This is a genomic window from Tianweitania sp. (genome assembly GCF_032053605.1).
Classification (GTDB): Bacteria; Pseudomonadota; Alphaproteobacteria; order Rhizobiales; family Rhizobiaceae; genus Tianweitania.
Map to the genome: position 1 here is coordinate 15,254 of NZ_DAMBUH010000019.1, position 22,697 is coordinate 37,950.

The following is a 22,697-nucleotide window of genomic DNA, read 5'->3' on the forward strand; positions in this document are numbered from 1 at the left end:
GGTTGCCTAGACTTTTAACAAACAAAACGTGTGCTTCAGAACACTGTCAACGGTGCTATCGATGCGCTTGCTGACAATGCGACGCTGTTTGATGCTGTGACTGCGGTAGCGAGCGTGACTGCTCTGAACGACTTCTCGACCTTCGAGTTTGGTGGCAACACCTATGTGTACGGCGAGACGGGCGTTGCAGAAGGACTTGATGCTGGTGACACGCTGATCCAGTTGACTGGCGTATCCCTGTCCGATCTGAATACTGCCTCGAACTTCGTGGCATAATCTGCTCGCAAGAGTTTGATTGAAAGAACCTCGCCATTTCGAATGGCGGGGTTTTTCTTCGTTCAGAAATTAGCTTGCCTATGCTAGGTGAAGGGGTCGGTTTGTCTCTTGTAATGTGCAAGACATTTGAGCGTTATCGGCGCTGATCCGGCAAGTGGCTCATCTTCTCCAGCAGCTCGTCCAGCTTGTCATCCATCTCGTGCTGCTTCTTATCGGCGAGGATGTCACCGATGCGGTTGACCGCTGCGATCAGCCGCTCAACCTGTTCCTTGTTTCCAAGCTCCATCCCAATCGCTGCGACGCCGGGAGCCAGCGACGCAGAGGGTGCCGGCCGGTTCCTGCCGTAGATGAACATGACCCCGCCGCCGACAGCGAGAACGATATAGAACAGGTTGCGTGCCCACTCGGGCAGTTCAGCTAGGAGGCTTTCCACTTGGCGCGCTCACGAAATGGGACGCGAGCGTCTTGTGCTGCCGTCCAGATGTTCGAACCCTCGCCAAGCGCGAGGAATGCGTAAGTGATGCTGCCAGTTGAGGCCACGCCGGCGGCCTCAAAGCCATAAGCGAGGGCGATGAAGATCACGCCGCCGAAAATGGCAAAGGCGCCGCGCAGTTCGGGCGAGGGCTTCCAGGCGCCGTTTCGGTAAAGCACCAGCAACCGCAAGAGGCCGACCCAGAACAGCACCGCTCCCCATGTGCCTTCCGAGGCACGCGCAGCCAGCTCAGAGAAGGCCGGTTGTGCGAAGGTGTCAGCCGGATCGAGGAGGCGCAGCCCAAGGCACATGAGGATGCCGGCACATCCCCATTCCAGCCTGCGAACGGGGAAGTGCTCGCGGATCTTGCCGAAGATGATCATGCCGTATCCGCCTTCTTCGGCATGAACCGCAGATCATGCGCCAGATAAGCGCCGATGAAGTTGCCAATGGCCGTCGACAAGGTTCCGGCGACAAGCCCGAGCGCAATCGCCGCCTCGCCGCTTTGCCATGCCTGGGGAAGCCAGCCGGCCGACGACGCAAGCAGTACGATCGCGCCGCCGACGCTAGCAGACGCCGCGCCCGCCTTGGCACCCTGCACGGGCTTGTTCATCTGCTCGATCGGCGTCAGCGGCTTGGACGGCGCTGCCGGCTCCAAGACGGGTCCGCCATTGTGCCCGATTGGCGCCGGCGCTGGCGAGGGCAGGGGCGCAGCCTCAGGCAGAATGATCGACTCCGGAAGCACGATCGGATTGCGGCTCGGCATGCCGCTGTAACCGGCATCGCGCAGCCCGTGTTCGAACACCAGCGCGAGCTTGCCAATTTCAATCTGTTTGTCGGTGCCGTTGACGACGCGACGGGCGTTAGCGAACTCGCGCAGATCCTCGTCGTCGCTTTCATCCACGCCATCGAGATAGTCCGATAGGCTCTTGCCAGTGAACCATCCCTTTTCCATGCCCTCGAACGCTATCTTGACCGCGTTGGCAGGCAGAAGGGCAGCGTCCGGGTTCTTGATCAGGTCCTCGCCGATCGCGGTGCCGGCCTTGCGGTAATTCTCTTCCCAGGTCAGCTGCACGTCGCCGCGACCGTACCAAGGGAAGTACCGCAGATTGGCCTGACGCCAGGCTTCGTTCTTCCAGAACGCTTCTTTGACCGGCTGCATGGTGCGCGCCGTTTCCCAGAAGACGGTGGCGATGATGTATGCCAGCCGATCCAGCGGGGTGCCGCGGCGCTCACCCTCATCAAGGTAGCGCTCGAAGCCGTCGACTTGATCCTGTTTCAAGGCGCCAAGCTTCTCTCGCACGCCCGCGTAGAAGACGCGTCGGTCCATGATCGTTCTCCAATTTTACGAAGTTTTCGCCGCCACAATCAGCGGCAAGGCATGCCCTGGAAGGCAGAAGGAATGCCCGCAGTCATCCGCGTGACATGGAAGGCGCTTAGGTCACACAGGCGTGCAAACGGGATTGCCGGCGATGAATTTGGCAGCAGCAATCAACCACCTGGTTATGATCGTGCTAGGCCTTGATGAAGATCACGAATGGACGCCTGTCGACCTGATCTCGAAGGTGACCTTGATCACGGGCGAAGTTTCAGACGGGCCGCTCATGGCGAGAACCCACAAGGGCTGGCGAGAGTATCGGCGCATGACGCCACAGGAAGAGCGGGCAAGGATGAGCCTGTTACAAGCCCATTAAACGCCTTCACCCATAGCTTTCCTGCTGCCCATACCCGACCACCTTCAGCCGATTGTCATAGACGTCGAAGTGCGAAAACGCGTTCTTGCCCGCGCTCTTTTCGCCTTCGACCATAGCCATCATGCCGTAGAAGGTCGTGCCGTCCTGGGAGACAATGGTGTTCTTGTGCTCGTGACCGGTCACGACGCCGAGAATGTTGGAACGCGATTTCCAAATGACACTCCGAACATCACTGCCGTTTTCGACATCATACGTAGTCGAAGCCGCGCCATCGATGCGGTTGTGACAGAAGATGACGACCGGCATGGCCGTTGTAAGCTCATCTTCCAGCCATCGGAGCTGCGACGTGTTGATAAAGGCTTTGGTGTAGTCGAAGTTGCCGGCGCTGAACTGATCTCCATCTGCGACCGATCGGTAAGTAGAATTCAGAACCAGGAAGCGGACGCCGAAGGCATTGAAGCCGAAATAGCCCTGTGCAGGCATGCCGGTCAGCGCGGTCATCTGCGCCGGCGTCAGCTTGTAGAACTCGTGGTTGCCCTGGTTGTAATAGACGCGGCCGGCAAAAGTCCTGACTACCGCATCGATCGCTGCGAAATCGGTCTGGCTTTGCGCGGCGCTGACACCCTGATCCGTGATGTCGCCATTGATCATCACGAAGGAAGGCGCCGGATCGAGGCTGTTCCACGTCGCCACAGCATCCGTCATCTTCGCAAGGCTCTGGCGATAGGGCCGCGTGCCGCTCGTGTCCTGATCGGCATAGTGGATATCGGTCGCGAAGGCGAAGCGGCCGAGGAAGCGCGAGAACTTGTTCGGGATGCAGGCTTCCATGATTTCGCCGAGCATCAACTCTTCGGCGTCGCTCAGAGCGCGGTCATAAACGGCGATCGCGGTGCATTGACCCACGAAGTGCCGCGTCACCACGGTTGACGCCATGAAGGTCAGATCCGCGCCGGCGTTGCTTGTGAGGGCGCCGGTCGGCAGTGTCGTGTCGGAATAAGTCCTCACGCCGTCTTCAACGATATCGAGCTTGCCGGTCAGCCAGTCGACGCGACCAACCAGGCCGTGCCAGTTGGTGTTAGCCGCACCGGATACGCTGGCCGACACCGCCCCCATCTGGGTTGCGTCGACCTTGAAGCGGCCGGTAGTGCCCCATGACAAGGCGAAACGCGGCTCGTAACTGGCCGTCCTCGGAATGATGAACAATGCGCGGTCGGAACCCTGCGCCACACCGCCGATCGCCGCCGCACCCACCGTGAAACCCTTTGAGCCATTGGCGAGCGAAGCCGATCCGGGGATGGTCATACGGCGGTTTGGAGAGTCGGCATAATAGCCGGGTCGAACGTCGCCGTTGGTGAGGAAGTGGCGCGGAGCTTCGCCGGAGTTCGCCGCCACCCAATGGCGCCCTTGCCCGGTCTGATCATACCGCGCAACGACGAACACGTTGGCGCCTTGCGCCCAACGGGAAACAGCAGCCTTGTCGATCTTGCCATCTGCACGGGCATAGAAGTCTTGTTCAACGAAGTCAGTATTCCGAACAAGTCGGCAAATTGCGCCGGTATAGGACTTCAGCAGTCGCTCTTCGCCAACCAGGCTATAGGGCAACGGCATGTCATCGAACTTGCCGGCAAGGAAATATCCCGCCCGATGCCCTGCCACCGAAGAAGCGATCGAGGCGCGCACGCGCCCTTTCAGCGCGGCGGCAGCGGACGGAAGACGCAAAAGCTCCACCGCGACCCCGGCATTGTTCTTGTAGCGAACGACATCGTCGCCGATCGCGATCTGAAACTGCTGGCCGTTGGCCGTACCGGCGAGACCAAGGGCAGCGCTGGCATAGACATCAGCGTTGCCGAAAGCCGCGCTGCTGGCAGTCTCGGCGCTTGCCCTCGCCATCTGGGCAGCAGCCGTGCTGCGCTCAACGATGCCCGTATTGTCCTTGATCTCATTCGCAGCGGCCTGCGCCGCCGGCGTCAGATCACCCGTATTGCCTTGCGGACCGGGTAGCCCATTGGTTTCCCAGGCACCAACCACCGAAACATCCGTGATGCCGTCGCCGCCGAAGATGCGCACGAAGGCCCGCACATAACGCGTCGTTTCCGACAGCGTCAGTTCTGCGGCCTGATCGCGGCTGAAGGTGACCTGACGAGACACCAGGCCATCAGCGACCGCGACAGGACCTTCGAAGAAAATGCGCTCGGAAACCTTCTGCTTGTTTGCGTTCAGGCAAGCGATGCCGAACTGGACTGCATCACCCAGGGGATCGCTGCTGTTCTTGTTCCGGCGAACGGCAGCGCGCGCCATGTAGGCGACGCCAGGCTCGCAAGCCTGATCGGTGCGGGAAGCGACCACGACTGGATCAGGGCCACTCGCAGCAACACGAAGCACCATGCCATCGGGTCCGGGCACAAGCTCGCCGGTTTGGATCGGCGCTGTTCCTTTGCCCGAGCCTGTCAAGACAGACGTAAACAGAACGGGCGTATCGCCGGGACGCTCCTGCGAACCCGGATAAAGCCCGTCAACGGAAACCGTCAGTTCCTTCGCCGCCCGGATGACGGCATTCGTTTTGGCAAGCGCCTGCGTATCGCCCGTGGAGGCAATTTCTTCCAAAGCCATAGCTGTTACCTGCTAGTTATCGTTGAGGGTGACTTTGACGCTGACGCTCGCGCTGTCGGACTCAAGGTCGGACGCATTGCGAGAGCGCACGAAATAGAACCATGTGCCGTTGCCGGCAGTGTCCTCGAACTTGGCTTCGCCCGAAGGCGGGCCGTAAACAGTGCCGCGAAGCACCGCATTGGCTTCGACATCCGTAGAGCCGCGATAGATCGTGGCAGACCGATAGTTGCCGCTGTTTGGTGCATTGAAGGACAGATAGACTTTGGTGTCCTGCGACTGCGCTTTTAGGTTGGTGACCTTGCCCGGCGGCAGAACATCCGCTGTCGTGGCGACCTCGATCGGCACATCAGGCTTGGGATCGCTGCGGATGCCGCTTGGGTAGCGATACATGACCTGCACTTGCAGCATCGTGTCGGGCGGCACCGGGCCGGACTGAATGACGACATTGCCGCCCTTGGCGATGCTGGGAACGACTTGCTCGACCCAGGCACCGGGAACGCCGCCGCCCTGATCCTTTAGCCGCCACAGCAGTACAGCACCGAGATCGTCGCGGCCGGGATCGGCGATGGTCGCCCGCAGCGTCACAGACCCGTTCTGCGGCACGGGAACGACGCTGACGACATTCGGCACGCTCGCCGCCCCATCGGTCGGCTTCAGCGGAACAGGCGGTTTCTTGCCTTCCATTGCCGGCGTCCATGTGTCGATGTCAGCGGGGTGCCGGACGAAATCGATCTGGAAGCCGCCTTGCAGGATCGAGATCCGCGATCGGCGATTTTCCACCAAGACATTGTTGAGACGCGGCAGCCGCTTCGGCGCTTGCAGCCGCACCCAGCGGTTCCACACCGCGTTGATGCCGGAGATGGCCGAATAGATCTGCCCGCGTTGCTTTTGCCGCACGCGCCGGAACTCACGCCATGACAGCCGGCGGGCTTGGCGCCACTTTGTTACGAAGCGATAATCCGCCTCGTCGGGCATGATGCGGCCGATCGCGTTTTGCGCATCGACATCCTCCCAGAAGTCGGCGTCCTGCGTTGTGTAGCCGGTATCGGGATAGTTGAACTTCGGCGTCAGCCGGTTCACTTCCTCGTCGGGCAGCACATCGTTCTCGATCCGCGCGCCGGTGATATCGGCATCGGTCAGCGTGGTGACATACTTCTCGCGGAACTTGCCGGCGACAACGAGGATCGCGCCGTCGCCGCGCTCGGCCATCCAGCCGTCGAAGCTGGCGAGAATGGCATTGGTGCCGCCCTTCGGCCCGTTCTCTGTCGTGTCCCAGCCTGCGCAGGTATAGCGGCGTTCGGTCGAGCCATCAGCACAGGCGACCAGCTCGTCACAGACGTCAGCCTCTTCCCACCATTGCCCGACCACAGGCAGGATCGCGCGGCGATAATCCTTCCGCTCGCCAAACGGGTTGAAGCAAAGATGCCAGGCGAGGATCAGAACGCTATTGTCGCTCCACCCCCATGTCGCAGGGTTGTTCGGATCTTGCGCCGGGTTGCGAAAGTCCCAGACCAGCGCCCAATCACCTTCGGCCGACACAACCGGCTTTTGGCCTGGGTATGTCTTTTGATAGTCGTCGGAGCCGACCGACTTCGCCTGCCAGGCGAGCGACGTGGTGCCATCGAGCCGATGCGCCGCTGTCCAGACATCGTTCGCAGCTAGAGCCTCGACGAGGAAGGGGTAAGGCACTTCGGGCACATTGCCGATGCGGCTGTGCAGATCCATGACCGGCTTGCCGCTCTTGCCATAGCGGCCATCGGAGCCCGGCAGAACCTTGCCTTGCCCGTCAACCACGACTTCATCGTCGCCGATCCAATAGCGGTTGATGCTGCGCGAGCGATGCCCGACCAGCGCCTGCACGCCGTAGAGATAGGAGCCTTTCGCAGTCCAGAGCATGTAAGCGCCGCCCTGCCGGCAGCGGCCGACCGCCCAACGCGCATTGGGAATGGCCTGCTGCAAAGGTTGCCGACCGTTCTCCGGCTTCGGCGGTTTCGGCGTCATAGCGTACTGGATGCCGGCGACAACAGCTGTCACCGCCAGCGAACCGATGATCGAGGCCGCAGCCGTCGAGAAGCCAACCTTCGTCAGCCCGGCAATGATCAGCCCGCTGATCGGATCATGCACGACATCGCTGTGAAAGCTCGTCGTGCTGCCGAAATGGCGGCGGGAAAGCGATAAACGGCTCACACGTACCCCCACCAAAGAACAGGATCGAGCCGCCAAGCAGCGACGTGCGGCAAGCGCGTGGTGCGAACACCAAACACAGAGCGAACCGACCACATCGGCCCGAACCGCAGCGCTGGCAGTAGCTTCATGCCGCCAGCGGTCGGCGCTTCCACAATGCCGATATCGCCATCAACCGGGTTCTCGACCGCCTCCCAGCCAAGCGGCGTCAGGAAGCGATGCCCCAGCGCAACGATACCGCCATGCGCCGCGATGATCTGGGCACCGCTGTCCGCATCATCATAAGTGCCGCGAATGCCGGCAGCCGGGTCGCGCTTGTAGCCGTCGAGATGACGCGCCCAATCCGCCGCGAACAGCGTGCAGTCGCGCTTGCCCCACTCCCAGGGCTGCTTGCCGGCCCAATCTAGGTAGGCAAGCAGCGCCGATCGCGCGCGTGGATGGATTAGAACCGCGGCCATTCCGGTTCCACTCCGCTCGCCAGCATGGCCGTGTTGTCGCAACCGCGATCACCAGCAAAGCGCGCTTGCTGATGCGAGGATGACCAAAGGATCTGCGCTGGACGCGAGCGCGACATGCTTCCGGCTTCTGTCACCAGGGCAAGGCTCGCAGTCGGATCGGCGTCACCGACAACCGGCGGATAGCTTTCGCTGACATGCGAGGCCGAGGCCGACCAGATCGGGATCGGGTTCGTCAGCGGCTGGAAGTAGTCATCCAGCGTCGTGAAGGCGACCGTCACGTCGACGCCGCGCACAGGCGGGATAGAATCCATCGCCAGCCCAGCTGTTTCCGGATCGATGCCCGACAGCGTGAACTCGCGCGTATCCGCGATATTGTTGATCATCACTTCCAGATCAGGAATGTCGGTCAACCGGCCGCCGCCGTAATAAACCGTGCCGGCAGGATCGAGCCCGTCAATGCCGGCCGGGATGTCGCCGACGCCCATCCACCAATTCAGCGCAGGCGTGGTGCCGACGCGGAAGAACACACCGAGCTGGTGACTGGCCCGCATGGCCTCGATCACAGCGGCCGGCACATAATCCGCCATCAAACAGCTTCCTCGAATTGCAGGGTAGGGGTCGAGCGCCAGAAGCCCGCAACCTTCCGAGGCGCGGTGAAGCCAACCGGGAAGCGAGCGACCATGCGAGGCCGCACCAGCTCGACAGCCTCGCCTGCGGCAACTGACTGCCGTAGCGGCGGGGTAATGGCGAGATCATAGATCCCGTTTGCGCCGCCGCTCAGGTCCCAAGCCTTGTAAGCGCGCCAACCCTTCTGCGCATGGTAAACTGAGAACCAGAGCGTGTGTCGGATCGGCTCGACGGCGCCACGAACAAGGAGACGGACGCGGCCTGCGTTGAGGGGCGCCGCGTCGACAAAGGCGGCGCTGATGGAGGCTCTTTCCCCCGTTGCACCATCGATCATCGAGCCGTCCGGATCGAACAGGCCGCTATACTGAAGCCGTTGCACGCCATTGACCTTCGGCAGCGGCAATAGCCATTCCGACATGACCGGCACGTTCATGAAGCGAAACGAGCCCGACATGCGAGCCGTGACCCATTCAACGTACTGATGCTGTTCCTGCGTCTGCACGACGAGGTTTTCGTAAGCCCACGCCCAACTGCCGCCGGCCGAGAACTCGATTGCCACACTCTGCCCGTTGCCGTCGCGGGGGCCGGTCACCGCCGAGCCCTTCATTTCAGGCGCGACCATGCTGCCCGGCCTCAAGATCGACAGATCGAAGGTCGGAAGGTCTGTGTAGGGTGACACCGATCAGCCTCGCATCGCGGTGTGCCGGCGCTGGGCGTAGCCAAAGCCCGAGCGAGGCATCTCGTCATTGTTTGCTTGAACTGCATTCGATGCCGCTTGGCGTGCGTGCTGCGGCGCTCGCTTGTCGACGACGCGTTCGACGCTCGACTGGAAGCCGCCATCGGCCTCAAAGCGCGAAACGACATGAACCTCGACGGGACCAGAAGCAGGGCCACCGCTTGGACGCGCACCGCTCCGGCGCATGCCTTCCACGACGCCGACACCGCCAGCCCGCGCGATATCGCGCTGGGACCAGACGACTTCGCCCCGGTGAACAACACCAGCCGGATCGAACACCCCACCATCGCCGGTGTAGCCACCTTCCGAGAACAACCCCTTGATCACACCGCCCGCGCCGGAAATGTAGCTGGACGCCATCGGGGAGATCGCGGACATGCTTGCCCTGGTAGCACCGCCACCGAACAGGTTGCTCAACCAGCCACCGACCCCGCCGCCGGGTGCCGCAGGAGCAGCAGGAAAGGCGCCAACGAGATTGTTGCCCAACTGGCCGAGCCCCTTGGTCGCGTCGATCGCACCGGTGGAAACCTTGTCGAGCGCCTTCGAAGCCGCTTCGGTTGTTCCACCAAAGCGGCTAAGCGCCTGCTGCGTCGCATCAAGCCGGCCCAAAAAGTTGTGTCCCCCTTCAGGATTGGCCGCGCTCCAACCTTGCGGACGCTCGAAGCCGATTGCCGCCCTAGTCGCGTCGCGGACATTGGTTGCGGATTGAAGCTTTGCGAGAGTCCCTCGTTCACTCGTTTCCAGTTCGCGCCAGGCATGCTCAAGTTGGCCCTGCACACCTTGGCCGAGCAAGGCACGTCCGCCGCCGCGCGCGGCGTGATGCTGGAAGAGGCCGAAAGCAGCGCCATTGTCGCCGATCGCGTTAGGGTTGAAACCGCTTTCCGCATGGGCTTGCCCCAGCATCGCAGCAGCCCCAACATCCGAGAGCCCCCTGCCCTTGAAGAAGGTCCAGGCTTGTTCGGCGACCGATCCCGACATTGTCCGGGAGTTGACGCTGCTTGGACCGGAAGCCGTATTCTGGTTCGCCGCCCCGCCGCCGAGCATCATGCTGGCAAAGCCGTTGATCGTCGGGGTGAACGCGGTTGCCGCCGCTGGTGCAGTCGGGGCCGGGAAGAAAGCGCGCATCACCGCTTCCATGCCCTGATCCCAAAGCTTGTCAGATACATTGCTCAACGAGCGCACGATGCTCTGCTTGATGGCATCACCGATGCTGTCGCCGCTTGTCAGGCCACTCCGCATGTCATCGAAGAACATCCGCGTGCTGTCGCGCAGTCGGTTGACCCGCTCCATTTCGCGCAGCGTTCCGGCAATCGGATCATCCATGCCGATGCCAGTACCCTGAAGCTGACGAGCAACGGATGCTTCAGTTGGGGAGCGTCCCATCTGTTCGATTTGGAAGCGGACATCGTTGACGACATCGGCACGCAGCTTTGCTTCGCGGAGATCTGACAGCGCCGACACATTGGCGCGGATAGCGCTCGCCTCCTGCCCATAGGCATCAATGCCCATCTTGCGGATGTCTATCTCCGCTTTGGCTGCATCCATCGCTCGCTCACGCGCTGGACCGATTAGGTTCAAGTTCGAAAGCTCGATCCGACCCAACTCGATCTGGTCGCGTTGAGAGTTAATGGTCGACAAGGCTTCCTGCTGAGCAACAGCCATCCCATAAGCAGCCGCTTTCTGGCGTATGGCATCGATCTCGGATTGATCAGCAGAAACACCATTGCGGGCAGCTTCTTCCCGCAAGCGTGCGGTGAGATCGTACTGCATGCGCAATTGAGCAGCTGCCGCTGTAGTCTGCCCGATCAGCGCTACTTCCTGTTGCTGCGCATCAACCGTCGCATTCAAAGAACGCAGCCGATCTTCCTGCGCGAGCTTCAGCTGGTTTTCGGCCTGGGCAAGAGCCATTTTCCCAGCCTGTTCGATCCGCAGGTTGCGAACCTCATAATTCTCGTTTGCAGGATCGACCGGCCGCGCTTCCTCGCGCCGACGTGCCGCAGCTGCAAGATCGGCCGGTGAGCGGGCGCCGATGCTGGCAAACTCAGCGTCAAACTGGCGGCCCATGTAGAACAGGGACTCCCTGTTCATCCGGTTATATTCCTCCTGCCGTCCAGAAGACTCGCCGCGACCCATGCCGAGAAGCTGGCCTTGCGCCTGTTGAAGCTCCCGCGTGAAGCCGATGACCTTCGCCAATTCTTGCCCGAGCAGAATGGCTTCATCCGCCAGTTTTTCGAGGCCAGGCTGCTTACCAATCTGCGCGATCTCATCATTGAAGGCGGCAAGGTCTGGGTTGCCTTCGGCAAGGCCGAGGGAAAGCCGGCTGATTTGATCGCTGAAGGGTGAGAATTTACCGCCGACATCAAACAACTGCCGACCAAGCGCCTTGACGTTCTCGCCATATCCGGCCATGGCGCCAGCGCCGTAATCCCCACTGGCGTTTGCGGCAGCCAATATACTGCGCGTAGCGTCGTTGACGCTTTGATCGAAGCCATCAAAATCAGCTCGACCCTGTCGAACGCTGTCGAGCAGCTTTGTCCACGCAGGCTGAAACCCTGCGAGACCAGCATCGAGCTTCGTCAGCCGCTCCAAGCTAACATCGCTGCCCACATTGCTCCCAAGCCCGGACAGCAGGTCACTGCCTTGTTGCCGCATCAGGGCATCGTTGAGCGCTTTGTTCTGCCGGCCGACAGCAACAAGCAACTCACTGCCGCCCACATCGGCCAAGCTTTGAGCCTCGATCTTCAGGCCCGCATAAGCGCCTTTCATGCCCTCCAACGTTTCACGATGGCGCGCGGCAGCCTTATCCAGCGTTTCGATGCCGTTGGAGCCCGAAGATACCCACTGGATGAAAGCCGCGCTTGCAGCCACCGCACCGATCGTCAGGAGAGAAACCGGCGAGATCACGGAAAGCAGCGCGGCCCCAAGCGTGCGAGCCGCACCCGCAGCGCCTTGATTGCCGAGGACGGCCGACAGCTGCGTTCCCTGCTGCAAAGCGATCTGGAGCGGAGACATCCCCATCGCGGAAGTGACGACGATATCCTGAAACTGCGCAGCAACGTTCGCCGTGTTGAAGCCCTGCGCCGGAGATCCGACATCCGCATTCTGGTTTGCGGGCTGTGGTGCGATCTGCTGCGCCGTTCGTGAGCGATTGGCTGCAATGGCTTGCTCTTCAAGGCGAGCATTTGCCGAAGCTACGGCAGCGGCAAGCTGATGTTGCCCACGTGCGGCATACTCGGAAGCATTTGCGTGTTGGCCGAGACGCTGCGTCATACCGGCTATGAGTAGGGAAGCCTGATCCATACCCATTCGCCCGGTCGCAAGGCCGCGATCGATTTGGGCTAACCCGCGACCGAAACTTTCCTGCGCGGCGAAACCTTCGATGTAACGGCGAGACAGACGTGCCACGGCGTTCTCGGATGAACTGATCGTGGTGTCGGTCTGGACAACGGCATTTTCGACGCGCTTGCCGCTTGCGACCATGGCATCATCAGCCGCCACTTTGCCGGCTGCACCAGCCTGATAGGTGGCGGCGTCCATTTCCGCCTGAACGCGAAGAACGCGCAAAGCCGACACGTCAGTCATGGTGATGGCCTTCGGATATTGCGTCAGGAGGGGTCGGCGGCCTTCGGCCGCTTCAGGTAACTTGCATCCAGAGTGCGGATCAGGCGTCGCAGCTGCATGAACTCGTCAAGCCCATCTATGCCCATCCGGCGGGCATAGGCATCGATGGCGGTGAAAGGGATCGGACCTTCCGAGAAACTCAGCTGCCGATCCGTGGAAAGCTCGAAAAAGGCAGCGAGGATCTGGTGTCCGCCAGGCAGAAGCTCGACGCGGGCAACCAGACCAGGCGGCAACGGCTCGCCGCTCTCTTCGTGGACATCGAGCAGCCAGTCAGCATGCTCGCCCCATTCTAGGCTCCACGAAAGAGCGGTGATCAGTTTCCCGCTAAAGCGTCCTCAACCGAAGCACGCCCGTTCTCTACGATGGATGCTGCATAAATCACAGCGTCGAGGAACGGCTTGTAATCGGGATCGGGCAGCCACTGCATGGCAGTTTCTGCCGAGTAGGGGACATCATTGTCTCCATCCTTCAGGCCCTTCCAATCCAGCAGCAGAGCTTCCGCTGCCGCCTCGCCGGAGATGCGAGCAGCAACATGCGGCTTCAGGGAGTTGTCGCGCTCGCGATCTTCCGGAGGCGCGGCACGTCCAAGGCGAGAGATAGCCGCCTGATAAGCGTCACTGTTGATGCCACGGGTTTTTAGTTCGAGTTTGCCCATACCGGGGATGTCGCGCGTCCACGTGCCGATCTGGCTAAGCGCGCTGTCGCGCTTCAGATTGCGAATGTCCATAATAATCGTTCCTTTTGTCGGAGAGTACGGGGCGGCGCTCCGACACGCCGCCCCGCGTTCGCTAGCGAAATCAGGCGTCGGAGGAAGGGGTTTGCTCTGCCGTCTTGATCGGCCGGATATGGCCTTTCTCGCGCAGCAGCTCGGCATAGTCGGCGGGGATCGGTTCGCTTTCCACGCCTTTGCGGAAAGCCATTTCCTTTCCGTGCGGATAGCCCGTGAAATCCTCGTGCGGGATAACGGTGATGTCGTCGGCTTTCTTGCTCATGCGACAGCCCTCGTGATCTTCATCGTGGCAAGATCCGCAGCGCTGTAGAGCGCCTGGAACGGAACTTCGAGCATCACGGAACGCGCGTTACCGCCAACGGTCGGACCGCCATCGGTGAGCTTCATGCGCGGAAGTTCAATCTTGTATTTGCTGTTCGCAGCAGCGCCGATCGTGAAGGCGAGAGACACGTCCGTATGATCGAGGACCGCCTGATAGAGATCCTTGCTTTCGAAGAAAGCCGTCATCGTGCCGGTCACGACGAACAGCCCGAGCCCGTGACTGTCGACCTCATAGGCGCCAAGCACTTCGTTGGCATAGAGGTTGTTCGTGACGCGGATGCTCAACGCATTGACCTTCACCGGCGAGGGAACCCCGCCGACAGCAAGGTTCGCTACATTGGTTGCGGCATTGAGGATCGGCGTTGTGGTCTGCGCGCCGTATGTGGCGCCGTCGAAGATCGCGATACCCGGGTTTGGGCTCCCGACACCCATGATACCCCACGATCCCGTCACCTTCTGCCGCGCGGCAAGTGTCAGGTCGAGCGTATTGAAGCGGCATCCGCGATAGCGCGTGAAGGTGCCGGGCGCGCCAGTCGCGAAGGTCTTTTCGAAGGCGAACGTCTTGTCGACATTGCCGTTCTTGAGAACATCGTTGTTCCAATCCCCGGCAAGCAGCCCCGCAAGCCATTCATCAAAGGTGCCGTAGGAGATCTCGGTGTTGATCGCACCTTCGACGGCGCGGCCGACATCAGCGATGTCCGTGACGTTGCGATTGCCGGTGATCTCGTCAGACTGCATCGTCTGCTTGGCGAGGCGGATGGTCTCGCTGGTGTAACGCGCCGTCTTGAAGGTCGGCGTAGCGGGGATGACGCCGGGCGCGGTCTCAGCGACATACGCAAGGCGGGTGCTCGACGCGGCGGCAATGCCCATCGTTCTCTCCTGTCTGGGTTGTGGGTAGGTTAGGCGGGGATGTCATCCCGTTCGAACGGGATCACCAGCGAGTAACGCCAATAATTGCCGTCGCCTTCGCCAGGCTCGCCGGCGCCAAGGGACATTTCGGTGATGTCGAATCCTTCCGGTCCGATCTCGCGGAACAACGCAGCCAGGCTGTCAGCAATCACACGTGCTTCCCGGCTTCCGGATGCGCGCTTTGTCATGACGTGCAGCATGATCTGGCCGCGCTCGCGCCAGACGTTATGGCCAGGATCGCCGATCGACTCCTGCGAAAAGCTGTTCCCGAAGACCTCGACATAAACGAAGGCGGCGGCCTGCGCTGGTAGCTGCGACTTGTCGTTCTCGAACACCAGCGGCGTGTCGGTCCAGTTCGCCTCCAGGTAGACCTTCACGGCCTCATAGGTTGCAACAGCTGACATCAGGACACCGGGTTGATCACGAGGGCAGGGTAGGTGAGCAAGCCGTCGCGGCGACTGATTTTGTCCCGGCTCCGTCGACCCTTCAGCCGATATGGCATTAGGGGATGAATGCCGGTCGGCACGTTGACGAACTTGCGCTCGATCCGGAACGCCTTGCCGAACCGTCGCGAAAGCGCCGCGCGAGCAAACTCGAAATGCTGCTCTGGCACGCTCATACGCATCGCACCGACCTCGATCTTCCGGGTGTAGGGCTGCGCGTTGAGGATGATGACCTCGGCGTTCGCGCGGATCTTCGAAAAGTCCGTGACGACGGTTCGCCCGCCGACGATCACCAGGAAAGAGGACTGATACCGGCCGGACCGGCGAGGGCTGCGCGCCTTCAGTTCATCCAATGCGGTGCCGACAACGAGCGGCCAGTTCGAGAACTCGTAAACGATCGGGCCGGGTGCTTGGACACTCTCCTCGGTTGCGCCGATGCGACCGTTGACGATGCGCTCATAGCTCGGCGATGCGCCGGCCGAAAGAACGTCGGCGAGGGAGCGGCGCGCGAAGGCAGCCAGCGCCTTGTTGATCGCTTCCGGCTTCATATCGACTGTCGCAAGCTTTAGCTCACGTTCGAAGGGGGTGACACGGGCCGCCATCAGCCGCGCACCACGAGGTTGATGCGAACCGGCTGGTCATTCAGAAGCACGACATCCGGATCGAACTCGACCATGCAGTCGCGGCCGGCGATGACGACCGTGTCGAGCGCAGCAATCTCCTTTGTCCGACCGGATGGTGAAAGCGTCACCTTTCGATCATTCTGCTTGAGATCACCCGTCAACTCGTCGGGCTTCATGCCTCTAACAAATGCGCGCGCCTCAACATCGCCGCCGGCGAGCTTCAGCGTCACGTTCTGCCCATGCGTGGCGAGCTGCCGCTCAAGCATCTGGATTGCACAGGCGGGCGTCATAGCGAGATCACCCGCAAGCCGTTTAGCAGGCTATCGACGGCGCGCTTCACCAATGCATCGGCCTGGTCGCTGACAACGAAACGCTGCGATCCGACGCCCTCGACCTCTTCGGATGCGACAAACAGGTTCTCGGCTCCCGTCGCTTTCAGGTGCTGTGCCAGCAAAATGACGGCTTGGATGGCTTCCGGCGGGATCTCCCCCGTCTTGCCTTCTCCGTCGCCATTGTAGCCGGCCTCATACCGGATCCGCACAACGCCGGGCCACGCTCCGAGGGCTGGCCGAGAGAAGTTGCAACCGAACCATATCCGGTCGTCACACAGCCGCCAGTTTCCGTCAGCGACGCTTTGTTGACCGCCTTCTCCGTCGAGATAGTTGACGCTGACGATCTTGATCACCGGTCCGCAGGGCAGGCGATGATTTTGCCCGCACCAGCGGTCCATCGACAATTCCAACGTCTGCGGACCGAGACACCGCTTCAACCAGCCGTTAGGCCCGTCGATCGTCCGCGTTGCCGCAGCGATCATGCGCCTGACGGCGCGATCATCAGGCTCGTGACCGCCAAGGATGTCCATCGGCTCCACGATGGGAGCCGGTGGCTTGATGACGCGGAGGTTCATCGTTCGGTTTACTTGTCGGTGCCGTCGGACTTGGGCTTGCTTCCGCCCTTCTTGCCGTCACCATCGTGGTCAAGCGGATCAGCAGGCTTGCCGCCCTCAACCACCTTCGTGGGCACGCCCTGTTCGGTCAGCGCCTTGGCGACGGCTTCCGAGCCCTTGTCAGGACGCGGATCATTGAAGTCGATCTGGTTCTGCTTCACCGTCGTTCCGGCGCGCGGGTCGTTATCGACGGCCGGATGATCGGCATCGATATCCGATGTCTGCGCCGGAGCGCCGGACGGGTTGAAGTCGGTCGCTGGTGCAATGTTCGCCTTCTCACCGGCCTGGTCGCCATCAACGAGGACTTCCGCGCTGCGAATAAGCGTTTCTTTGTCGGCCATCTGGCCCTCCTATGTTCGCGATGAAGTGACAGCGGGCGAATGCCCGCCGCCGTTGCTGGGATTGGCGGTTAGGCGACCTTGAGGGCGCGCATGGGCTCCGGGTTCTGCACGCCACCGCCGACGCGCTTGGTGGTGTAGAAGCCGACGTAAGGCTTGTTCGTCAGGGCATCACGCAGCACGCGAATGCCAACGCGATCGATGACGAGGTACGTCTCTTCCATGTTGCCGTAGAGCGCGGCGATGTTGCCGGCTGCTACGTCAGGCATATCCGGCACCTCGACGATGCTTTCACCGGCCAGGGTAGCTGGCTGACCAGCGGCCATTGTCGGCTGCCACAGGTAGTTTCCCTGTCCATCCTTCAGCTTGCGCATTGCGCCCTGCGACAGCCTGTTGGTGAACAGCTTGGCGCCAGTGCGCAGGCCTGTCGGGACCGAATAGAAAAGGTCGACGAAGCTGTCTGCTGTCAGCTTGCCGGCCGAACCGGTCGACACCACCTTGATCGCACCCCAAGGGTGACGAGCGGCGTTCGCACCGCCCTCGACGTACGTCAGGATGCCATGCGGCTTGTTCACGCCGTCGCCCGCAAGGAACGCGATGTTTTCCTGACGACCGAACTCGCCATCCACTTCGCCGGCCAGCCAGTCTTCCAGGTTGATCGCAGCATCGTCGAGCAGCGTCTGTGTAATCTGCGGAAACGCGTAGATCTCACCGATCGAGAACGGAAGCGGCCCGAACTGCGGCGTGGATGTTGCCGGTCGGGTTGCGGTTTCGCCAACCCAGCCGGAGCCGACGGCGCGGTCGGTGAACAGCTTGGAGAAGGCAGGCCCGGTAATGCTCTGCACCTTGGCATTGGCGCGGATCGGCGATGTTTCCTTCAGCTTGCTCGTGATGGTTCGATCCCACTCCACAGGAGCGAGGTAGCCGCCATCAACAGCGGTGCCGATCGACATGGACGCCTGCACCTCGCCCTTGCGCATGTGCGCCTTGAAGGCAGACACATATTCCGGATTGGCAGGCAGATCGCCGATCACGCCTTCCGCAAGGCCGGCAGCGGCAATCTTGACGCTCATGTCGTCGATCGCCTTCTGCACGTTGGTCTGCAGCTCGCCCACCGAAGCGTTGATGCGCTCGACCTTCTCGTCGAGCACGACATCGGCCTTGCCCTTCTTCAGGTCGTCAAGCTGCTTGGTGTGTTCGGCCTTGAAAGCCTCGAAGCCACGGTTCACGGCCTCGATGGCCGCCTTCATGTCGCTTGGCGTCTCAGCGCGCACAGCGACCAGCCCGCGCTGACGCGGGTTCATATGCTTGCTCATGGCAAACTCCTTGATCAGAGATTGGTATTCGGGGTCAGGGTAGAAGCGAGCACCTGAAGGCTCGCGAGAACGCCAGCGTCTTGCGTGGCGGATGCGGCAGCGTCCTGCATGCCGATTGCGGTAGCGTCCTGCGTACCGCGAATTTCATTGTAGAGGGTGCGCCGCTCGGCTTTTGTGAGCTTTCCACCCTCGGCGAGTTTCTTGTCCCAGCCGCGAAGCGATTGAGGCAGATCGTCGGTTGCATCGGCATACACCGGTGCTTGAGCTTTCGCATCGAGCAAGGCATCAGCCAGCCCCATGTCAATCGCGGCTTGGCCGCGAAGATAGGTGCCGTCACCGCCATTCTTGGCCATCATCCGCAGCATCTCGGCGGGCTCGCGCCCGGCACGCTTGGCGTAGGTTTCTGCCATAGCGTTATCGAGATGCTTCAGCGTGTCGATGGCTGACTTGTGGTCCTCGTCGTTGCCGACGGTGATGCCCCAAGCCTTGTGGATCATGATTTCAGCATTGGCAGGGATCAGGATGCGGTCAGCGGCCATGGCCACCAGCGAGGCGGCCGATGCCGCGATGCCCATGATGTGAACCGTTACCCTGCCGCGATGCCGCGCTAGCATGTTAAAAATGGCCACCCCCTGAAAATAGTCGCCTCCGGGCGAGTTGATTTCCAGCGTGACGTCGGTGTCCGCGCCGATCGTGCGCAGCGCCGCCGCCATGCGGGCATCCGAGAAGCCCTCATCACCGATGAAGTCGAACATGCTGATCGTGGGACTGTCTCCGGCCTCGACGCCCGAGCGAGCGCGAAACGAGCTGGCGAGCGGCTGATCGGGCTCGTACTTGAAGCCCTGCGGCCGGGAGAACGTCTCCTCGATCGCCGGCATCTTTGCGTAGAAGCGACTATGCTGACGCATTGCCAGGTTCCTTGTCGTCGAGGGCCGGTCCGCCATTGTGGCCCATCATCGTGTTTGGCGGCGTGTCTCGTTTCGGCATGTCCATCGTATCGCGCGCCTCATCGGCCCACATCCAGGGCTGATGTCCGCCGGCGCCAAGCGCCTTGGCGAGGTAGTCGGCTTGATCCTTGAGCGAGCCCCGGAGAAGGGCGCCGGCATTAAACTTGACCGCGATCGAACCTTGCTCTTCTTCGGTGAGAAGCGAGCGTTCGGCAGCCTGCTGCCATGCTTCGAACCAAGGGTTGAGCGCGTAAGCGACAAAGAACTGACCGAGCGCCTCGATGCCAGAACCCCAGCTGGTTTCATCAACCATGAGCAGCGGGCGAGGCACGCCCGTGATGCGTGCGATCTCCTCGACTTGAAGCTTCCGCAACTCGACCAACTGGATGTCGCGGGCCGAGCTCGTCCCCGCCTTTGCCCAATCCAGGCCTTCCTCGAAAATCAGCGTCTTGCCGGCGTTCTCTGCACCTTCGTGCTCTGCAAGGCTCTCCTTTAACCGGCGGTGAGCATCATCGCTCATCTTGGTCGGATGCTTCAGCCCGGTCCCGCCGATGACGCCGTTCTTGAATAACCTGCCGGCCGCCAACTCCGCAGCCAAAGCAACGGCAACAGCATCGCGAGCCTGTTTGACCAGCGAGATGCCCCGCAAGCCGTCCATGGACAAACCGCGGAGGTGGAATACCTCGTCGGGACGCAGATGCTGCCGCGCGCCATGCTTAGGCTGGTAGTCATAGCTGACAGTCCAGTCCGCATTCATGATCGGCGTGACTTGGTCCGGGTCCATAGGCACCAGCTGGGTGATCCTTTGGCGACCAGTGCGAACGTCAAGGCTCCGAATGATCCGCGCGTAAGCGTCACCTTTGGTGAGCGCTCGAAGCTGCATGAGCGACTTGAAGTCGAATGCAGATTGCCAGCCGTTGGGTTTGCGGTGCAGGATCCGGAACAGTGGATGCTCCGGCAGCTTCTCCTTGTTCGTTGTGTCGATCACATGTGTGGGCAACATGCCGATGGCATTCGAGATCAGGCTTACTGCTCGAAACATCGACGGATTGCGAAGCGCCCGCTCGACGTTGACGGTCTGGCCGGTAATCGCTTCCTCGCCATAACGTAGGAACTCGATCAGAGCCGGATCATCCAGGGAGTACGCCATCACTTCGGGCGAGCCGGAAGCGACAATAGGCGCTTGCACCTGCTCAGATGGCGATGAAGTGCGGAAGAAGTCTAGAATGCCCATCCGCCTCACACCGTCAGCAGGCCGCGTTTGTCATAGACCGACGACGCGTCTTCGTTGGCCATCCATCGAGCCAGCGCCATCATGTGCGCGATCGGACCGTCAATCTTGTTCTCAGCGCGGTTCTTGCGCGGATAGACGTTGTCTTTCGCATCAGGTTTGGCGACGACATTGGACAGCATCCATGTAAAAACGGGATCGCCGTTGTGCGCGATCTTTCGGGACCGGATCAGCCCGTCCATCTGCTTCATTGCAGGCGAGAAGTTCAGCACCAGCGGCCGCACCTCGATCGTCTGCATGCCTTCATCGCGCAGCTCGGCCATCATCATGTGCGCCTGGTGCGGATCGAACGCGATCTCGTCGACCAGATAGCCATCGTCGCGCAGCTGCAGCAGATCATCGCGAATGGTGACATAGTCGATCATGTCGCCGTCGGTCTGCGTGATCCACTTGGACTCGCGCCAGCCTCGGTAATGCTGGTTTTCCGGTAGTTCTATCGTCGCCTCGGGCAGGTAATAGCGGCCGAAGCGAGCATAGCCGCCTTCATGTTCGAACGTGATTTCGACGGCTGCAATGTCGATCGTTGACGCCAAGTCGATCCCGACCCGGCAACGTTGCCCCTTGAAGTCTTCCAGTTTGAGCGTCGACCGGGCGCTCTCTTTCCACTTCTGGACGTCGAAATAGGCGTCGCGGGCCTGCACCCATTGATTCAAATGCTTCGTTTTAAATACGCCGACCTTGCGGGCGTTCTGTAACGCGTCGCGCTGGCGTGCCCGCAGGAACTCGCCTTTGACCGAAACATCGTAGTTCGGGTTTGCCTTGCGCAGTGCCGCGTCCGACGTCCAGTCGTCCTCGGGATCGCAGGTGTAGATCAGCGCGAAGAACTCATCGTTCTCGATGACGCCTTCCAGCACCTTTTCTGCATCCTGCAGCATCGCGTAGCAAGGCCCGGCCAGGTTGTCGCCAGCCGTGGTGATGATCAGCAGGAGCGGCTGTTCACGCGCACCCATGCCGGTTTCCATTGTGTCGACCATCCGGTCAGTGTCATGCTCGTGGTATTCGTCCACGATCGCGCACGATGGCGAGGCACCATCGCCAGGATCACCAATCAGCGGCTCGAACTTCGACCCGTCGCCCAGGCGGTGGATGTTCTTCGCGTTCACCGAAACGCCGAAGTGAGCCAGCAGCGCCGGCGACTTCTGCGCCATCAACCGCGCCGGCTTGAATACTTCCCACGCCTGCTTTTCAGTAGTCGCGCCGGAATACACCTCGGCGCCGTGTTCGCCGTCGATCGTCAGCATGCCCAAGCCAATGCCGGCCGCCCACGTCGACTTCGCGTTCTTCCGCGGCTCCAGGATCAGCGCCTTGCGATACCGCCGCAGGCCGTCCTGCTTCCGCAGCCAGCCCATAAGGCAGATCGTCTTGAAGCACTGCCACGGCTCAAGCCGCAACGTTTCGCCCTTACGTGCCCACTCGCCTTTCGTGTGGGGCAGAAGCTCGATGAACTTGCACCACTTCTCTGCCGTCTTAGCATCGAACCGGTATGGATAGTCGGCGCGCTTGCTTGCCTCCAGATTGTCCAGGTGACGCTTGCAGGCGAAGATCACCCACTTGCCCGCAGGGACTTTGCCAGCGACTACCTGTCGAGCGTAGCGGTTGCCTGCTTCGACATGCGGGTTCTCAGCCGAGCGCCGCGAAGGGGTTTGCTTCATTCTTCTTGGTCACCGAGACCTTTGACCGCGCCGCCGGCGACAGCCCGAACTCCGAGAGGAGCGACTGCGCGTGGCGCATGGCCTCGCTTCGTTGCGCGACTGCCGGGTGGCCCTTGATCTGCTGAGACACCACGCGGCCGTCATTGTCGTATTCGATGTTGCTGACGAAGGTTCGCCCGCCGTCCTCGATCATCGCCGTGCAGATCTCGACCTCTTCGAGCCTGGAAGCAGCCAGCGCCAGCATCGCGGCGTCGGATGCAGAGCCAATACCCATCGGCGTGATGACGGCGGCGAGCTGGTCGAACAGTTCGGCGCCGCGAGTGGACAACCACTCCGGAGCGTCGGGCAAAGCCTCGTCGGGAACCGGCGCATCCGGGTTCATTCGGTCGGGCCGATCCGTGCCCGCAACCACCTTCAGGTGATCAGGCGTCTTCTTGCGTCCAACCATCGGAAAATGTCTTTCATTTTGACGGCGTGGAAGTTTCACCCCCAGCCGGTCTAGG

General features: G+C 61.4%; 25 protein-coding genes. 2 read left to right on the forward strand and 23 right to left on the reverse strand.

Annotated elements, in window-relative coordinates; translation table 11 throughout:
• Positions 1-30: 30 nt before the first annotated feature.
• Positions 31-276, forward strand: a complete 246-nt coding sequence (locus RTX98_RS06870) for a hypothetical protein (protein ID WP_312795529.1) — start codon at positions 31-33, stop codon at positions 274-276.
• Positions 277-409: 133 nt separating this feature from the next.
• Here the strand turns inward: RTX98_RS06870 and RTX98_RS06875 are convergent, their stop codons facing one another.
• The 3 genes from RTX98_RS06875 to RTX98_RS06885 are packed head-to-tail and all read right to left on the reverse strand — an operon-like array spanning position 410 to position 2,078.
• The gene (locus tag RTX98_RS06875; protein ID WP_312795530.1) at positions 410-709 is read right to left on the reverse strand and encodes a hypothetical protein; all 300 of its coding nucleotides are present in this window, start codon (positions 707-709) and stop codon (positions 410-412) included.
• The gene (locus RTX98_RS06880) at positions 694-1,131 is read right to left on the reverse strand and encodes a hypothetical protein (protein WP_312795531.1); all 438 of its coding nucleotides are present in this window, start codon (positions 1,129-1,131) and stop codon (positions 694-696) included. The genes RTX98_RS06875 and RTX98_RS06880 overlap by 16 nt, the downstream gene beginning before the upstream one ends.
• Positions 1,128-2,078 carry a glycoside hydrolase family 19 protein gene (locus tag RTX98_RS06885; RefSeq protein WP_312795532.1) on the reverse strand — a complete coding sequence of 317 codons (951 nt, stop codon included), beginning with the start codon at positions 2,076-2,078 and terminating at the stop codon, positions 1,128-1,130. The genes RTX98_RS06880 and RTX98_RS06885 overlap by 4 nt, the downstream gene beginning before the upstream one ends.
• Before the next feature lie 142 nt (positions 2,079-2,220).
• Here RTX98_RS06885 and RTX98_RS06890 point away from each other — a divergent pair, with 142 nt between their 5' ends.
• The gene (locus RTX98_RS06890; protein ID WP_312795534.1) at positions 2,221-2,442 is read left to right on the forward strand and encodes a hypothetical protein; all 222 of its coding nucleotides are present in this window, start codon (positions 2,221-2,223) and stop codon (positions 2,440-2,442) included.
• A gap of 6 nt (positions 2,443-2,448) precedes the next feature.
• On the opposite strand, the gene RTX98_RS06895 is transcribed toward RTX98_RS06890, so the two are convergent.
• From RTX98_RS06895 to RTX98_RS06990, 20 genes are all read right to left on the reverse strand, one after another.
• Positions 2,449-5,052: a metallophosphoesterase gene (locus RTX98_RS06895; protein WP_312795536.1), complete on the reverse strand. Its 2,604-nt coding sequence runs from the start codon at positions 5,050-5,052 to the stop codon at positions 2,449-2,451.
• 12 nt (positions 5,053-5,064) lie between these two features.
• Positions 5,065-7,239 (reverse strand): hypothetical protein, encoded by a 2,175-nt coding sequence (locus RTX98_RS06900; protein ID WP_312795538.1) that lies wholly within the window; start codon positions 7,237-7,239, stop codon positions 5,065-5,067.
• A complete protein-coding gene (locus RTX98_RS06905) occupies positions 7,236-7,694 on the reverse strand; it encodes a DUF6950 family protein (RefSeq protein WP_312795539.1) in 459 nt (152 codons plus the stop codon). The genes RTX98_RS06900 and RTX98_RS06905 overlap by 4 nt, the downstream gene beginning before the upstream one ends.
• Entirely contained in the window at positions 7,679-8,281 is a 603-nt protein-coding gene (locus RTX98_RS06910; protein WP_312795541.1) for a hypothetical protein, read from the reverse strand. Before RTX98_RS06910 ends, RTX98_RS06905 begins: the two co-directional genes overlap by 16 nt.
• Entirely contained in the window at positions 8,281-9,000 is a 720-nt protein-coding gene (locus RTX98_RS06915; protein ID WP_312795543.1) for a hypothetical protein, read from the reverse strand. Before RTX98_RS06915 ends, RTX98_RS06910 begins: the two co-directional genes overlap by 1 nt.
• A 3-nt stretch (positions 9,001-9,003) precedes the next feature.
• The gene (locus RTX98_RS06920; RefSeq protein ID WP_312795544.1) at positions 9,004-12,639 is read right to left on the reverse strand and encodes a phage tail tip lysozyme; all 3,636 of its coding nucleotides are present in this window, start codon (positions 12,637-12,639) and stop codon (positions 9,004-9,006) included.
• A gap of 23 nt (positions 12,640-12,662) precedes the next feature.
• A complete protein-coding gene (locus RTX98_RS06925; RefSeq protein ID WP_312795546.1) occupies positions 12,663-12,911 on the reverse strand; it encodes a hypothetical protein in 249 nt (82 codons plus the stop codon).
• Between the two features lie 80 nt (positions 12,912-12,991).
• Positions 12,992-13,405: a hypothetical protein gene (locus RTX98_RS06930; RefSeq protein WP_312795548.1), complete on the reverse strand. Its 414-nt coding sequence runs from the start codon at positions 13,403-13,405 to the stop codon at positions 12,992-12,994.
• Between the two features lie 70 nt (positions 13,406-13,475).
• Complete coding sequence (locus tag RTX98_RS06935; RefSeq protein ID WP_312795549.1) at positions 13,476-13,670, reverse strand: hypothetical protein; 195 nt, start codon at positions 13,668-13,670, stop codon at positions 13,476-13,478.
• Positions 13,667-14,599, reverse strand: coding sequence for a phage tail tube protein (locus tag RTX98_RS06940; RefSeq protein WP_312795550.1), 933 nt, complete (start codon positions 14,597-14,599; stop codon positions 13,667-13,669). The genes RTX98_RS06935 and RTX98_RS06940 overlap by 4 nt, the downstream gene beginning before the upstream one ends.
• 29 nt (positions 14,600-14,628) lie before the next feature.
• Positions 14,629-15,042, reverse strand: a complete 414-nt coding sequence (locus RTX98_RS06945) for a phage tail terminator-like protein (RefSeq protein ID WP_312795551.1) — start codon at positions 15,040-15,042, stop codon at positions 14,629-14,631.
• Positions 15,042-15,683, reverse strand: coding sequence for a hypothetical protein (locus RTX98_RS06950; protein ID WP_312795552.1), 642 nt, complete (start codon positions 15,681-15,683; stop codon positions 15,042-15,044). Before RTX98_RS06950 ends, RTX98_RS06945 begins: the two co-directional genes overlap by 1 nt.
• A complete protein-coding gene (locus RTX98_RS06955; protein ID WP_312795554.1) occupies positions 15,683-15,994 on the reverse strand; it encodes a hypothetical protein in 312 nt (103 codons plus the stop codon). The genes RTX98_RS06950 and RTX98_RS06955 overlap by 1 nt, the downstream gene beginning before the upstream one ends.
• On the reverse strand, positions 15,991-16,611 hold the full coding sequence (locus tag RTX98_RS06960; RefSeq protein ID WP_312795555.1) for a hypothetical protein: 621 nt from the start codon (positions 16,609-16,611) through the stop codon (positions 15,991-15,993). Before RTX98_RS06960 ends, RTX98_RS06955 begins: the two co-directional genes overlap by 4 nt.
• A gap of 8 nt (positions 16,612-16,619) precedes the next feature.
• Entirely contained in the window at positions 16,620-16,991 is a 372-nt protein-coding gene (locus RTX98_RS06965; RefSeq protein WP_312795556.1) for a hypothetical protein, read from the reverse strand.
• A gap of 68 nt (positions 16,992-17,059) precedes the next feature.
• Positions 17,060-18,304 carry a phage major capsid protein gene (locus tag RTX98_RS06970; RefSeq protein WP_312795557.1) on the reverse strand — a complete coding sequence of 415 codons (1,245 nt, stop codon included), beginning with the start codon at positions 18,302-18,304 and terminating at the stop codon, positions 17,060-17,062.
• 14 nt (positions 18,305-18,318) lie between these two features.
• Positions 18,319-19,212, reverse strand: a complete 894-nt coding sequence (locus tag RTX98_RS06975; protein ID WP_312795559.1) for a head maturation protease, ClpP-related — start codon at positions 19,210-19,212, stop codon at positions 18,319-18,321.
• Complete coding sequence (locus RTX98_RS06980; RefSeq protein ID WP_312795560.1) at positions 19,199-20,485, reverse strand: phage portal protein; 1,287 nt, start codon at positions 20,483-20,485, stop codon at positions 19,199-19,201. Before RTX98_RS06980 ends, RTX98_RS06975 begins: the two co-directional genes overlap by 14 nt.
• A gap of 5 nt (positions 20,486-20,490) precedes the next feature.
• Positions 20,491-22,194, reverse strand: coding sequence for a terminase large subunit (locus tag RTX98_RS06985; protein ID WP_312795561.1), 1,704 nt, complete (start codon positions 22,192-22,194; stop codon positions 20,491-20,493).
• Positions 22,163-22,576 carry a phage terminase small subunit P27 family gene (locus RTX98_RS06990; RefSeq protein ID WP_312795562.1) on the reverse strand — a complete coding sequence of 138 codons (414 nt, stop codon included), beginning with the start codon at positions 22,574-22,576 and terminating at the stop codon, positions 22,163-22,165. Before RTX98_RS06990 ends, RTX98_RS06985 begins: the two co-directional genes overlap by 32 nt.
• Between the last annotated feature and the right edge of the window lie 121 nt (positions 22,577-22,697).

Bases quoted from the DNA above. Each gene is read 5' to 3' on its own strand.
- RTX98_RS06880 (WP_312795531.1), bottom strand. From the start codon at position 1,131: ATGATCATCTTCGGCAAGATCCGCGAGCACTTCCCCGTTCGCAGGCTG.
- RTX98_RS06885 (WP_312795532.1), bottom strand. From the start codon at position 2,078: ATGGACCGACGCGTCTTCTACGCGGGCGTGCGAGAGAAGCTTGGCGCC.
- RTX98_RS06890 (WP_312795534.1), top strand. From the start codon at position 2,221: ATGAATTTGGCAGCAGCAATCAACCACCTGGTTATGATCGTGCTAGGC.
- RTX98_RS06895 (WP_312795536.1), bottom strand. From the start codon at position 5,052: ATGGCTTTGGAAGAAATTGCCTCCACGGGCGATACGCAGGCGCTTGCC.
- RTX98_RS06905 (WP_312795539.1), bottom strand. From the start codon at position 7,694: ATGGCCGCGGTTCTAATCCATCCACGCGCGCGATCGGCGCTGCTTGCC.
- RTX98_RS06910 (WP_312795541.1), bottom strand. From the start codon at position 8,281: ATGGCGGATTATGTGCCGGCCGCTGTGATCGAGGCCATGCGGGCCAGT.
- RTX98_RS06920 (WP_312795544.1), bottom strand. From the start codon at position 12,639: ATGACTGACGTGTCGGCTTTGCGCGTTCTTCGCGTTCAGGCGGAAATG.
- RTX98_RS06930 (WP_312795548.1), bottom strand. From the start codon at position 13,405: ATGGACATTCGCAATCTGAAGCGCGACAGCGCGCTTAGCCAGATCGGC.
- RTX98_RS06935 (WP_312795549.1), bottom strand. From the start codon at position 13,670: ATGAGCAAGAAAGCCGACGACATCACCGTTATCCCGCACGAGGATTTC.
- RTX98_RS06940 (WP_312795550.1), bottom strand. From the start codon at position 14,599: ATGGGCATTGCCGCCGCGTCGAGCACCCGCCTTGCGTATGTCGCTGAG.
- RTX98_RS06945 (WP_312795551.1), bottom strand. From the start codon at position 15,042: ATGTCAGCTGTTGCAACCTATGAGGCCGTGAAGGTCTACCTGGAGGCG.
- RTX98_RS06950 (WP_312795552.1), bottom strand. From the start codon at position 15,683: ATGGCGGCCCGTGTCACCCCCTTCGAACGTGAGCTAAAGCTTGCGACA.
- RTX98_RS06955 (WP_312795554.1), bottom strand. From the start codon at position 15,994: ATGACGCCCGCCTGTGCAATCCAGATGCTTGAGCGGCAGCTCGCCACG.
- RTX98_RS06960 (WP_312795555.1), bottom strand. From the start codon at position 16,611: ATGAACCTCCGCGTCATCAAGCCACCGGCTCCCATCGTGGAGCCGATG.
- RTX98_RS06965 (WP_312795556.1), bottom strand. From the start codon at position 16,991: ATGGCCGACAAAGAAACGCTTATTCGCAGCGCGGAAGTCCTCGTTGAT.
- RTX98_RS06970 (WP_312795557.1), bottom strand. From the start codon at position 18,304: ATGAGCAAGCATATGAACCCGCGTCAGCGCGGGCTGGTCGCTGTGCGC.
- RTX98_RS06975 (WP_312795559.1), bottom strand. From the start codon at position 19,212: ATGCGTCAGCATAGTCGCTTCTACGCAAAGATGCCGGCGATCGAGGAG.
- RTX98_RS06980 (WP_312795560.1), bottom strand. From the start codon at position 20,485: ATGGGCATTCTAGACTTCTTCCGCACTTCATCGCCATCTGAGCAGGTG.
- RTX98_RS06985 (WP_312795561.1), bottom strand. From the start codon at position 22,194: ATGAAGCAAACCCCTTCGCGGCGCTCGGCTGAGAACCCGCATGTCGAA.
- RTX98_RS06990 (WP_312795562.1), bottom strand. From the start codon at position 22,576: ATGAACCCGGATGCGCCGGTTCCCGACGAGGCTTTGCCCGACGCTCCG.